The following is a 13,285-nucleotide window of genomic DNA, read 5'->3' as shown; positions in this document are numbered from 1 at the left end:
TACTATTCTTTTATTTGGAGTCTCGCACATGAAAAAGCTTCTTCTGGCTGTTGCAGTTTCCGCTGCTGCCAGCTCCGCCAGCGCTGTTACTGTTTACGAAGGCAATGGCTTTACCTATAAGCTGAACGGTGACCTGCAGGTTCAGCTGCGCAAGGAAATTGGCGAAGACGAACACGCTGATATCGAGTTCGATGATCTGGAGCTAAAAAACTACGTCAGCTACGACCTCGGCAACGATATGAAAGCCTTTGGTCGCGTTGATTTCGGCTTCAAGGATGCTGCTGAAGACAAACAGGATGGCAGCAAGCTTGAAGAGGCTTACCTGGGCCTGGCCTTCGGAAACACATCTGTTTCCTTCGGTAAACAGAACTTTGCATCTGACGAGTTCGGTATCGAGGAAGCCTACGAACTGAAGACCGTAAGCGAAGACCGCTTCGATGGCATGTCTACCGACGGTGATGACACTATCCGTATGGACATCGAGCTGGAGAATGTTTACCTGGTTGCGTCCTACGAGATGGATGCCGAAGGTGAAGACAGCGAAAACGGTGAGTATTTCGATCTTTTCGCATCCACCAATCTTGGTGATCTGACACTGGCAGCGGCCTATCAGAACGCAAAGGAAGCGATCGGTGCCGATTCTTATGACACCTGGGGTGTCAGTGCCTCTTATGACGCCGGCTTTGCTACTTTCGCAGCTGACTACAGCAGCACTGATGACATCGCTGACCTTTACAACATTGCCGTGTCGTTCCCGGTCGCCAGCACTACCAGCATGGCTATCGGTATGGTTAACGAAGACTTTGATGCCGGAGACGACATCACTGAATGGTACGCCAACGTAACCTACAAGTTCCCGACTCAGAAAAACGTCAGCCTGTTTGCGGAAATCGCTGACTCTGACGAAGATGGCGCCGACATGGGCTACCTGGCAGGTATGCGCGTCAAATTCTAATGGACTAGCGTAGCCGTTCACGCCTTACCCCCTTCGGGCCTGAACGGTCACGGCTCACTGCCGGCTCTCTTGAGCCGGCTTTTTCGTTGGTTGACCTGGTTCCGGGGTTACTGCAGCAGAAACTCAACAGGCTGCAGAAGTTCAGGTGCGGTTTCTCCCAACGCTTCTGCGATACTGATTTCATGAATGCGGCATATTGCATCCAATGGCAGGTCATTACTTTCACGCCCGAAAGGAAATTCCAGTTGCTCGGATAGTCGGTCCAGCCCAAAAAACGTGTAGGCCACGATGGCGCAAAACACCGGGGTAAACCAGCCAGCGGCACCGACCAACCCAAACGGAAGAAGGTAACAGTAAATATAGGCTGTCCGATGTGCCAACAGTGTGTAGGCAAAAGGCAAGGGTGTATGCGCAATCCGCTCAGATGCAGCCTGAATCCCTGCCAATTCATGCAGGTGACGGTCCAGGGCCGCCGCCGCGATGGTATCGATCTGTCCCGACTGCAGCGACTGAGCAACCTGTAACCCCGCCTGCTGAAGCATGAACTCCGCCGGATTGCGTTTCGAAAGCGCCATATTGATCATTTCAGCCGGCAGATCCGGTGGCAGATCATCACGTACATCTTCGCCACGCAGTTGCCCCCGCAACAGGTGACTGTGCGCCAGTACACATGACAGCAGGTGTCGACGCTCCCCGTCTGCCAAATAGATACCACTGGCACGCGCCAGGCTGCGCACTTCATACACCATGTGCCCCCACTGCTTTCTGGCTTCCCACCAACGGTCATAGGTTGCGGTATTGCGCACGCTCAGCAGTATCGACAGGGCTATACCGATCAGAGTAAACGGCAACAGGCTGTACTCGACAACCCCATCAAGATAATGCCGCCTCATGCCCCAGGTAACGGCAAGAGCGAACAGCCCGACCAGAATGATATGAGGCAACACATGAGGTACAACCGAGCCTTTCCAGGCCAGCATCAGGCCGATGGCGCCCGGGCGCTTGCGAACGATCATTTCAGATTAACTCCCGACAGCGAGTTGTATTTTGACTCGCCTGAATAAAATGCATCTGGCATAAACTGTATGTCGGCGATAGTGTTGACCAGAACTCGTGTCGTGAACAGTTTTAATTATTGCCGAATAACAACAATACAGAGGCCCAACATGAAACTGCTTGAAAACTCTGCCACCCCGAGCGCTCTGCGTGTTGCCATTTTTCTCAAAGAACTGGGAGTCGAAGTGGAACGCCAACAGGTTGATACCAAAGGCGCCGAAAACCGTACCAAGACGTTTTTACAGAAAGCGCCCAATGGGCTGATTCCGGTGCTGGAGCTCGATGATGGCACCTGTATCTGCGAAAGCCTTGCAATCTGTCGCTACTTTGACGCCATTACACCCAACGACAAGGCTCTGTTTGGCGATACGCCACTGGAGCAGGCCCGCGTTGAAATGTGGCAGCGGATAGTAGAATTACAGGGTTTAGTGCCCGCTTTTCAAGCATTTCGCAACCTGACAGGGTTCTTCAGTGACCGGGAAACCTGTGTCAAAAGCTGGGGAGAGGAATCACAAAAAAGGGTAAACGCCTTTCTGCCTGTTGTGGATCAGCAGTTGAGTACCCACTCATGGGTTGCAGGAGAGCATTTCAGTATCGCCGATATCACGTTGTGGGTCCTGTGCCGCTTCCTGCCTCGGTTGGAACTACAGGTCAATGATAGTTTGCCAAACCTGCAAAAGTGGCTCAGCCAGATGGCCAGGCGTCCATCAATTGCCGGTCAGCAGGACCGTTGATGTAGCTTTACTCTGACCCTGCCACTGCTACAATTGCTGACCTGAACTCTTAGGAACCGCCCTCAACCTGCAGGATGTGTGCATGAAGTTTCGTTTCCCCGTCGTCATCATCGACGAAGATTTCCGCTCCGAAAACATCTCAGGTTCCGGTATCCGGGATCTGGCTGAAGCGATCAGTCGCGAAGGCATGGAAGTGGTCGGATTTACCAGCTACGGTGACCTGACATCATTCGCACAGCAGGCCAGTCGGGCCTCCTGCTTTATCCTGTCCATCGATGACGAAGAGTTCGGTTCCGGCTCCGATGAAGATGTGGATAAGGCATTGAAATCAATTCGTGACTTCATCGGTGAGGTGCGCAAGCGCAACGCTGATATTCCGGTGTTCCTCTACGGTGAAACCCGCACCTCACGCCATATCTCCAACGATATCCTGCGCGAGCTGCATGGTTTCATCCATATGTTCGAGGACACACCCGAGTTCGTGGCCCGCCACATCATTCGCGAAGCGACCAAGTATCTGGAAAGCCTGGCCCCGCCTTTCTTCAAGGCGCTGATGGACTACGCCAGTGACAGCTCCTACTCCTGGCACTGCCCCGGCCATTCAGGCGGTGTTGCCTTTCTGAAAAGCCCTGTAGGCCAGATGTTTCACCAGTTCTTCGGTGAAAACATGCTGCGCGCCGACGTGTGCAACGCAGTAGAAGAGCTGGGCCAACTGCTGGACCACACCGGCCCGGTATCAGCCAGTGAGTCCAATGCCGCACGCATCTTCAATGCCGATCATCTGTTCTTTGTCACCAACGGCACGTCCACGTCCAACAAGGTCGTGTGGCACTCTACCGTAGCGCCGGGTGACATCGTCGTAGTCGACCGGAATTGCCACAAGTCGATTCTGCACTCGATCATCATGACCGGTGCGATCCCAGTGTTCTTGATGCCGACCCGCAACAACTACGGCATCATTGGTCCGATTCCCAAAAGTGAATTCGACCCTGAAACCATCCGCAAGAAGATCGAGGCCAACCCCTTTGCCCGCGAGGCGAAGAACAAAAAGCCACGTATCTTGACCATTACCCAGAGCACCTACGACGGCATCGTTTACAACGTGGAAACGATCAAGGAGATGCTGGGCAATACCATCGACACCCTGCACTTCGATGAGGCCTGGCTGCCGCACGCATCGTTCCATGAGTTCTATCACAACATGCATGCCATCGGGCCGGATCGTCCACGCTCGGATGAAACGCTGGTGTTTGCGACCCAATCCACTCACAAACTGCTGGCAGGATTGTCGCAGGCCTCCCAGATTCTGGTACAGGACGGCACCAGCCGAAAGCTGGATACCCACCGTTTCAACGAATCCTACCTGATGCACTCCTCTACCAGCCCGCAGTACGCGATCATTGCGTCCTGTGACGTGGCAGCCGCCATGATGGAGCCACCAGGCGGCAAGGCTCTGGTGGAAGAATCACTGCTGGAAGCGATCGATTTCCGCCGTGCCATGCACAAGGTTGACGAAGAGTTTGGCGAAGACGACTGGTGGTTCAAGGTCTGGGGGCCGGATGTGCAGGCCGAGGAAGGCTTGGGAGACCGTGACAACTGGATCATCCATGACAACGATGATTGGCACGGCTTTGGCAAGATCGACTCAGGCTTCAACATGCTGGACCCGATCAAGTCCACCATCATCACACCGGGGCTCAATTTGGAAGGTGAGTTCGACGAAGTCGGCATTCCAGCCGCCATCGTCAGCAAATACCTGGCCGAGCACGGCATTATTATCGAGAAAAGCGGCCTCTACTCCTTTTTCATCATGTTCACCATCGGCATCACCAAGGGCCGCTGGAACTCAATGGTGACCGAGCTTCAGCAGTTCAAGGATGACTACGACCAGAACCTGCCCATGTGGCGTGTGATGCCCGAATTTGCCAAGCGTCACCCCACCTATGAGCGCGTTGGCCTGCGTGATCTCTGTACTGAGATTCATAACGTCTACAAGCAATATGATGTGGCTCGCATCACCACCGAAATGTACCTGTCCAACATCGAACCGGCCATGACCCCGGCCGATGCCTGGGCCAAAATGGCGCACCGTGAGGTAGAGCGGGTTTCCATCGACGCCCTCGAAGGCCGCGTCACTGCCATGCTGGTGACCCCCTACCCACCGGGTATTCCTCTGCTGGTACCGGGTGAGCGTTTCAACAAGACTATCGTGCGCTACCTGCAGTTTGCCCGCGACTTCAACTCACGCTTCCCGGGCTTCGAGACCGATGTTCACGGCTTGGTACGTGAACAGGTCAACGGCAAGGATGCCTACTTCGTGGATGTGGTCAAGGACTGATCAACACACGATAAACAACACCTTATAGAAGCGGCTTTCAGAAGCCGCTTTTTTTATACATGAAATATTTGGCACACAATTTGTAGGTAGTCTATAGTGAGCTGGATGGTCCTTGAGGGACCAAACGGCGATAACAAGGATAACAGGTGCCATGAAAAAGAATCTGCCCATTACAGACCGTGAGGTCGAGTTCCCCGACAATACCAATATTCTCTCCACCACCGACCTTAAGGGTCAGGTAACCTACGTCAATCAGGACTTCATCACGATATGTGGTTTCAGCCAGGATGAGCTGTTGGGCAAAAACCACAACATCGTACGCCACCCTGACATGCCCCCGGCTGCTTTCCAGTCCCTGTGGGATACGGTACAGACCGGCAACTCCTGGATGGGAATTGTGAAAAACCGCTGCAAAAACGGTGATCACTACTGGGTCAGTGCGTATGTCACGCCGATCACCGAGGATGGCAAGGTCGTCGAATACCAGTCGGTACGTACCCGTCCCGAGCCAGAACAGATTGCCAGAGCCAGTCAACTATATGCTCGCCTGTCGGCCGGCAAAGGATTCAAGCCCAGCCTGGCCAGCCGCATACGGCTGCCCTGGCGCCTGCTGGGAGCCGGCGTACTGGCGACACTGGCGGCACTGGGCCTGCACTACTCGGGGGTTGCCGGCACCGATGGCACTGCGGCGATTGTGGTTGCGGCCATGTTGGCAAGCCTGTTGTCGATGCTGATCATACAGCCCATCCACCAGGTAATTGAGCAGACCCGCACAAGTGTTTCGAACGATGCGCTGGCACGACGCATCTACACGGGCCGCGATGACGAGGCCGGCCAGCTTCAGTTCGCTCTGTTTCGCCTGCGTTCGGAAGCTCGCGCCATTGCCGGACGCATCAACGACTGTGCAGAGCAGCTGGGTCAAAATGCCGAGCGTCTGGCATCTGCCGTTGAGCGCAGCAGCCAGGGACTGAACCACCAGCAGTCAGAAACGGAGCAGATTGCGTCGGCCATCACAGAGATGGTCGCCAGCATCGAGGAAGTGGCCCGTCACGCCCAGATGACAGCGGTCAGCGCAGAGGGATCCAATACCTGCGCCAGTAATGGTCAGGCCGTCATGGCCGATGCACGCGAAGCGATCCTGTCTCTGACTGACGAAATTGAAAATGCCACTGGCGTCATTGACCAGTTGGCGACCAGCAGCGATAACATCCATGGCATTCTGGAAGTCATCACCGGCATCTCCGAAAAAACCAACCTGCTGGCACTGAACGCCGCCATCGAAGCCGCCCGCGCCGGTGAACATGGACGTGGCTTTGCCGTGGTGGCCGAAGAGGTTCGCAACCTGGCACAACGCAGTCAGGAATCGGTCGGTGAGATCCAAACGCTGCTGGAAAGTCTACAGCAGGGCTCTCGCAACGCCACCGATGCCATGCGTCAGAGTCAGAACAAGGCCCGCCACACCGTTGAAAGAGCACTGCAGGCTGCAGACGCACTGCAGGAGATTACTGTAGCGGTAAATCAGATTACGGACATGAACACACAGATTGCCTCTGCCGTAGAGCAGCAGCTCAGTGTCAGCGGCGAGATAGAGCGCAACGTGGGACTGATCCGTGATGTGGCACAAAACAATCTCAGTGATGGCGAACAGACACAGCTGTCGGCGGAAGAGATGGCAGGACTGTCACGTAATCTGAAGCAACTATCCACCAATTTCTGGGTTGTGAAAGCCTGAGCGAGCAACCCTTTTCCAGAACGTAAACGCCCCGCAATGCGGGGCGTTTCACCTCAGCCGAGTTTATCTATTACTTACGCTGCTGCACCTTGTCTTCCAGCGCCGTCAGCTTTTGTACGATTTCAGCAGAGATGGCCGCAACCTGATCGTAACAGTTTTCGGCACGATCAAACTCTTTAGCCTGACGATACCGAATCGCTTCCTTCACCAGTGCATGCAGCTTCTCGTGCGGTGATTCAATGCTGGTGAACTCACGCAGGCTGCCATATTTCTCTTTACCTTCCGAGTAGTACCACTTACCGAAAGCACAATCCATATGCGATACGGCCTCTTTCTCTGTCAGGCTTGACTTGCCATCCAGAAAGCTGCGCAGCCGTGTTTTCCAGGACAGGTGGGCCGCCTTGGCAGCCCCCAGGTCGATACCCTGTACATTGGTTTCAAACCGACTGACTTCCTTCAACAAACTTTCCACATAACCACTGATCTGGCTGGTCACCTCAACCGACTGCTTTGAATACGCGGAGGTTCTGCGCGACTGATCGGCAATACCGGTGATATGACGATCCATATCATGTGCCACCTGACTCTGCTCTTCGGCAGCGGTGGCGATCTGGGTGTTCATGTCGGTGATGACGCCCACCGCATCCACAATTCTCAAAATGACACTGCGCGCCTCTTCAGCCTGCGCCACACTCTCTTCAGCCATACGCTGACTGGTTTCAATCGAGTGTACCGCTGAGGTCGACTGTTTCTGCAACCGCTCAACGATACGTGCAATATTTTCAGTTGATTCCTGGGTGCGCTGAGCCAGCGTCCGAACTTCATCTGCCACTACGGCAAAACCACGCCCCTGCTCACCGGCGCGAGCAGCCTCAATGGCGGCGTTCAGTGCCAGCAGGTTGGTCTGCTCGGCAATACCGGTAATCACATCCAGAATCTGGCTAACCTCTTCTGAGTCTTTCGCCAGCTCACGAATGACCTCACCGGAGTGACGCACCTGATCCGCCACACCACCGATCTGATCGCTCACCTGTGCCACCAGCTGCTGGCCACCCTTGGCAGAATCATTGGCCGCCTCAGCCGAGGACGCGGCGCTGGATGCACTTTGAGCCACCTCCTGCACCGTGGATGCCATTTCAGTCACGGCTGCCGCTACCTGATCAATTTGCGACTGTTGATTGGTCACACCACGGTCGGTGTCCGACAACGCCGAATTCACCTGACCCACCCCTGTACTGATACGCCCTGCAGTCTGAGTTACCTGATGCAGCAGTTCGCCAATTTCGAGGATGATTTCGTTGTAGGCAGTATAGTTTTGACCTACCTCGTTTTTCGGGTTATCGATTTCAATCGGAATCGAGAAATTGCCCTGCGCCAGTACCCTCAGATGGTCACGCAGGTTCTTGATCTGACGGAACATGACCGTCAGGCCAAAAGAACGGCCCATCACGATCAGCAGCAGCACTAGAGCGGTTACCCAAAGCGCGATTTGCTGCAGCAGTTTCTGCTGTCCCAGTGCTTTGGATTCCATCAACCCAACGGTGTTGTTCATTTCCTTGAGCAGTGTCAGCGACTGCTGCTCCAGCTTTGGCAACAAGGCGGTATCCGGTTGCTGCAGATACTGGTTCAGCGTTGCACGATAACTGTTCCAGAGTGTACCCACCTGCTCCAGCCGAGATCGGATCTCTGCATCCTCCGCAGCCTTGATGCCTCGCTCGGCAGAGCCATTCAGCAATGCCTGGTGTGCGCTCTCAAACGCATTCATGGTCTGTGTCACTCCGCTGCGGTCCCCGACATCCTGAGACAGCAGCAGCACTTCCTTGGCCATTTTCTGGCTCAGCATGCGTTGGGCACCCGCCACATTGATCGCGGAGGCATCTGTATTGTCAGATAAGTAAACGGCTGCGCCGATCACTGCAGTCAGCACAAAGATGATCACATAGGAAAACATGAACTGGGCATCGAGCGAGCGCATACCAACCAGTTCGAGTAACTGCTCCAGCAGTTTGCCGGCGCGGTAGCGCATCGATTTTGTATCGGGAGAATATTTGAACATCTTTACCTTCCTCTGGGGCTGGCAGCATCGGTGAATCGTTGGGCTAACCCTGACGAACCGCGGACTTTAACGGTTTTTGTCTCCAGCAGTCATTAAATCGTGCCTGACAGTCAGTGTAAACGTATTCAGACAGGGTTATTGACCTGCTGCACAATGACTGTATTTGGTGACAGACAATTTACAGGTTTACAGCTTCCAAATAAGCAAATACCCTAAGTAAAAACCCACCAATAACAAGAATCTGGGTCACGGCATGAAAATCTATATAACACAACGTATTGCCATCGGTTTCGGCCTCTTGGTCGTCTTCATCATGCTGGTCGGTGCTGGCGGACTTTACGGTAGCCGAACAGTCAGTGCCGGCTTGAGTGCCGTCACGGAAGACGTGTTGCCACTGGTTGATGACAGCTACGCCCAGACACTTGCTTTGGGTAACTCAACCACGGATCTTTACGGTGCCTTGGCTCAGCGCCAGCCGGAGCGATTTGAAAGCTATCGAGAGATGTTCAACACCAGCTTCGACCGTTTCAGTAAGCAGCTGGATCAACTCCAGCTTCGGCTTGATAACCACACCGAACTGGCCCCCATTGTAAAGCGGATTCGCAATAATGCAGTAGAGCTTAAAGGCCTGTCGGAAAAACTGTTCGCACTGCACCAGGAACAGCGGCGACTGCAGGCGGCAGTCAGTGACATCTCAGTCAAGTTCATGACTCAGAATGATGCCCTTGCCAGCTGGGCACGCAACTACCTTTCCACAGCAACCAGCGATGAAGGCATATTGCGCATCCGCTCCGTCACCCGCGCAGCCAACAGCTACCGATTCATGCTGTTCAATTACCAGCGCAATCAGGATATCGAACGCTTGCGCAGTGATGCCAAAGATAATCGAGCCAGCCTGGTCCAGGCACATGAGTTTTTCGCTGAAGCTGAACCCCGCGCCAACCAGGTCGAGCCGCTGGTGCAAAATCTTGAAACCGCTTTTTACGGTGATGATGGCGTACTGTCGCTGTATAACCAGCTTACCGCCGCTGATATTGAACTGACCCAAACGCTGGAACAGTTGTCAGCCTTGATGGAAGCGTCCAGCAAAGAGTCTGCCAGCATGGTCGAGGCAGCGCGTACACTGGCAGCCGATACCCGTCAGAAAGGACAACAGGCGATTATTTTGAGCAATACGGTTATCCTGATAATCGCCTCCGCCGCCATCGTACTGGCGATCGTGATAGCGCTGTTGACCATTAACGCGCTGCGTAAACCCCTGGCCGAGATCCGTCAGCAATTGGGACGGCTGCGTCAGGGTGATCTTCGTATCAGCTTTGATGATCAGCGCAAGGATGAGTTCGGTGAGCTGGGCGAAGCCCTCAACGATGTGGTCAAGGGCCTGCGCGAAATCGTCACCACTATTACCCGTGGTTCTGAGCATCTTGCATCCGTTGCCAGCCAGAACTCAGCCATCAGTGAGCAGACCACGCAGGCAATGGCTCATCAAAGTGACCAGTTGCATCAAACGGCATCCGCCGCTACCGAAATTTCCAGCAGTGTGGCCGAAGTGGCCAATCACAGTCATACCACACTGGATGCCGTCAATGAATGCGAGTCCCTTAGTGTCAGCTTGACAGATAATGTCCGTGAAACCCTGCAAAGCATCGAACTGCAGGCCAGTGGTATACAACAGGCAGTCAGCGTCAGTGATCAGCTTGCCAGCTACGGCTCGGAGATTGACAGTATTCTGTCTACCATTCGGGATATCGCTGAACAGACCAACCTGCTGGCACTGAACGCCGCCATCGAGGCTGCCAGAGCCGGTGAGCATGGTCGCGGCTTTGCGGTAGTCGCCGATGAAGTACGCGAGCTGGCCAGTCGAACCCAGAATTCCACAGGGCGGATTCAGGAGATGGTGGAAAATATGCAGAAAAACATTACGCAGGTCGTGAGCGTGATGCAATCAAGCTACCACCAGACACAAAGCTGTGTAGAACACGCCCATGCCTCTCAAACCTCTTTGGATTCTCTCAATGCCGCCATAGCCCACATTGGCAGCCTGAGTACACAGATTACAGAGGCAGCACGCCAGCAAACCGATGCAGTCGAAGAAGTCAGCCGTACGCTGAACGGGCTGAATACCACCGCCAGCGAAACAACCGAAGGCGCGCGTCAGGCGTCCGGCAGCAGTCGTGAGCTACTCAGTTACGCCCATGAACAGCAAGAGTTGCTGAAGCGCTTCTCGATCTGAAACCCTGGACTCATTCGGACAGAGTGGTCCGGATGAGTCCAGTGCAGGCGGGTTACTTCTGTTTCTTGACAAACTTGGTCAAAATCACGATTTGCTGACCTTCAACCCGCCCCTCGATGTGTTCGGGGTTATCCGGGACCAGTGAGATGTTGCGCACCGCGGTTCCACGTTTTGCCGTCAGGCTTGAGCCCTTCACGTTCAGATCCTTGATCAGGGTAACGGTATCACCCGCCTCAAGTACAACCCCATTGCTGTCCAGATGACGTACAACTTCGTCGTCTGACAAGTGATCACCTGTCGCCTGAGCCCAGCTCAGTGTTTCGTCATCCAGATACATCATGTCCAGCAGGTCCTGCGGCCAACCCTCGCCACGCAGACGGTTGAGCATGCGCCAGGCCAGAACCTGTACCGCCGGCACCTGACTCCACATGCTGTCGTTGAGGCAGCGCCAGTGGTTGGTATCCACCTGCTCCGGGTTGTCGATCTGGTTGCGGCAGGTTTCGCACAGGAGGACAGACTGATCGACACTGTTATCCGACGATGGAGGAACCGGAAATACCGCCAGATCTTCGGTTGCGCCACAAAGTTCACACTTGGATTCGCTGCGAGCCTGCAGCGCCTGTTCGATTGACATGATCGACCCTCCTGTTAATGAAGCGGCGCATTATGCCAGAAACCGCGCAGTTTTTGTGGCCTTGAACGTAAAAGGCTGCCTGTTGGCAGCCTTTTATTGATGTTCACAGCAGATCGATTACTCTTCGAAGAAGAATTTCTCTTCACCGAACGCCGGTTTTAGATGGTTCAACCAAGTGGCGTTTTCATCGTAGGCGGCAAAGAACGGACGCTGCACCCAATCCGGATTGCGACCCTGAATGAAGCGCAGCACAAACACCTTCTCACCGTTGATTTCGGTCACGCCCTGAATCTCTACTTTGCCCGGTGTCGCTGACATGGACGGGCCGCGTGCGGTACGGGCGATACCACTGACCTGCTTCATGGCATCACGGTAGGTGTTCCAGGCCTGTGCCAACGGTACTTCGAAGTAGTGCTGAGCACCGGTGTCACGCTCGACAAACATGTAGTACGGCTGAATACCCATCTCTACCTGTGTCTGCCACATTCTTGCCCAGTCATCGGCTTCGGTGTTGATGTGGTTGAGCAGCGGGCCCTGGCTGCGGATATGTGCACCGGTTTCACGGATGCGTGCCACCGCCTGACGGTGAATATCGGTTTCCATCTCGCGCCAGTGGTTGTAATGCGCCATAAAGGCCAGATGCTTTCCTGCGGCAATGATGTCACGGAACAGTGCCATCAAATCATCGCTGTCCTCATCCGTGACAAAACGGTACGGCCAGAAGGTCAGTGCCTTGGAGCCGATACGAACAGTGCGGATATGGTCAAATTCCGGCTCCAACAGCGGTTCCAGATAGGCGCGCAGGTTTTTGGTTTTCATCACCATAGGGTCGCCCCCCGTGATCAGCACATCGGTCACTTCAGGGTGTTCCCGCAGGTAATCACACAGCTGCCCTGATTCCTTGGCCGCGATTTTCAGTGACTGGTCACCGACAAACTGCGCCCAGCGGAAACAGAAAGTGCAGTAGCTGTGACAGACCTGACCGGAGCTGGGGAAGAACAATACGGTCTGGCCATACTTATGCTGGATGCCGTTGACCGGCTCGCCGTTCACTCGTGGAATGTTCTGTTCCAGCTGACCCGCCGGATGCGGATTCAACGCCTGACGTACCTCATCGACCACGCGCTTGATCTCGGTCTTGTCACCTGCTTCCAGCGCCGCCTCCACCGCCGCATAATGCTCGGGCTTTAGCATGCCGCGCTGAGGGAAGGTTAGCTGAAACATGGGGTCGTTGATCGCATCATCCCAGTTGATAAGTTGATCGATCACATAGTTATTGACTCGAAACGGCAGAACGGATGCAACCACTTCCATCTCATGCCTGAGTTGGGATGGAAGTCGTTGCAACTGCGGAATCTGCGCCAGATGACGGGCCGTGTAGACTTTAAAAGCGGGGGCTATATCGGCCTCGGTGGCCTGGATTAGGTTGATAGGCGTTTGTGAATTCATGGGCTCCCTTGCAAGCTTGATAGGATTCAACAGTCAGCTTCAAAGCCTGAAGCAACTGTGTGTAAAACAGATGAATGGGAGCATCCAGAAGCAGCGGC

9 protein-coding genes are annotated in these 13,285 nt (G+C 54.5%); 5 read left to right on the top strand and 4 right to left on the bottom strand.

From position 1 onward, the window contains the following. Positions 1-28: 28 nt before the first annotated feature. Complete coding sequence (locus ABIE61_RS04625) at positions 29-955, top strand: porin (RefSeq protein WP_354407173.1); 927 nt, start codon at positions 29-31, stop codon at positions 953-955. Between the two features lie 107 nt (positions 956-1,062). Here the strand turns inward: ABIE61_RS04625 and ABIE61_RS04620 are convergent, their stop codons facing one another. Further along, a complete protein-coding gene (locus ABIE61_RS04620) occupies positions 1,063-1,971 on the bottom strand; it encodes a bestrophin family protein (RefSeq protein WP_091825080.1) in 909 nt (302 codons plus the stop codon). A 150-nt stretch (positions 1,972-2,121) separates the two neighbouring features. Here ABIE61_RS04620 and ABIE61_RS04615 point away from each other — a divergent pair, with 150 nt between their 5' ends. The 3 genes from ABIE61_RS04615 to ABIE61_RS04605 all read left to right on the top strand — a co-directional run bounded on the left by ABIE61_RS04615 (position 2,122) and on the right by ABIE61_RS04605 (position 6,815). Continuing rightward, positions 2,122-2,745 (top strand): glutathione S-transferase family protein, encoded by a 624-nt coding sequence (locus ABIE61_RS04615; protein WP_354407170.1) that lies wholly within the window; start codon positions 2,122-2,124, stop codon positions 2,743-2,745. An 82-nt stretch (positions 2,746-2,827) separates the two neighbouring features. After that, positions 2,828-5,083 carry an Orn/Lys/Arg family decarboxylase gene (locus ABIE61_RS04610; RefSeq protein WP_354407168.1) on the top strand — a complete coding sequence of 752 codons (2,256 nt, stop codon included), beginning with the start codon at positions 2,828-2,830 and terminating at the stop codon, positions 5,081-5,083. Between the two features lie 151 nt (positions 5,084-5,234). Next, a complete protein-coding gene (locus tag ABIE61_RS04605; RefSeq protein WP_354407165.1) occupies positions 5,235-6,815 on the top strand; it encodes a methyl-accepting chemotaxis protein in 1,581 nt (526 codons plus the stop codon). 70 nt (positions 6,816-6,885) lie between these two features. Here the strand turns inward: ABIE61_RS04605 and ABIE61_RS04600 are convergent, their stop codons facing one another. Next, positions 6,886-8,871, bottom strand: a complete 1,986-nt coding sequence (locus ABIE61_RS04600; RefSeq protein WP_354407163.1) for a methyl-accepting chemotaxis protein — start codon at positions 8,869-8,871, stop codon at positions 6,886-6,888. 253 nt (positions 8,872-9,124) lie between these two features. Between ABIE61_RS04600 and ABIE61_RS04595 the strand changes: the two genes are divergently transcribed. Beyond that, positions 9,125-11,104, top strand: a complete 1,980-nt coding sequence (locus ABIE61_RS04595; RefSeq protein ID WP_354407161.1) for a methyl-accepting chemotaxis protein — start codon at positions 9,125-9,127, stop codon at positions 11,102-11,104. A 52-nt stretch (positions 11,105-11,156) separates the two neighbouring features. Here ABIE61_RS04595 and ABIE61_RS04590 read toward each other — a convergent pair whose 3' ends face one another. Both ABIE61_RS04590 and ABIE61_RS04585 read right to left on the bottom strand, forming a co-directional pair. Continuing rightward, positions 11,157-11,738, bottom strand: a complete 582-nt coding sequence (locus ABIE61_RS04590; RefSeq protein WP_354407158.1) for a PhnA domain-containing protein — start codon at positions 11,736-11,738, stop codon at positions 11,157-11,159. 117 nt (positions 11,739-11,855) lie between these two features. Next, a complete protein-coding gene (locus ABIE61_RS04585; RefSeq protein WP_354407156.1) occupies positions 11,856-13,187 on the bottom strand; it encodes a KamA family radical SAM protein in 1,332 nt (443 codons plus the stop codon). Positions 13,188-13,285: the final 98 nt, after the last annotated feature.

It is taken from the genome of Marinobacterium sp. MBR-111 (assembly GCF_040547585.1).
Taxonomy (GTDB): Bacteria; Pseudomonadota; Gammaproteobacteria; order Pseudomonadales; family Balneatricaceae; genus Marinobacterium; species Marinobacterium iners.
This window is presented reverse-complemented; position numbering and strand designations above follow the sequence as displayed.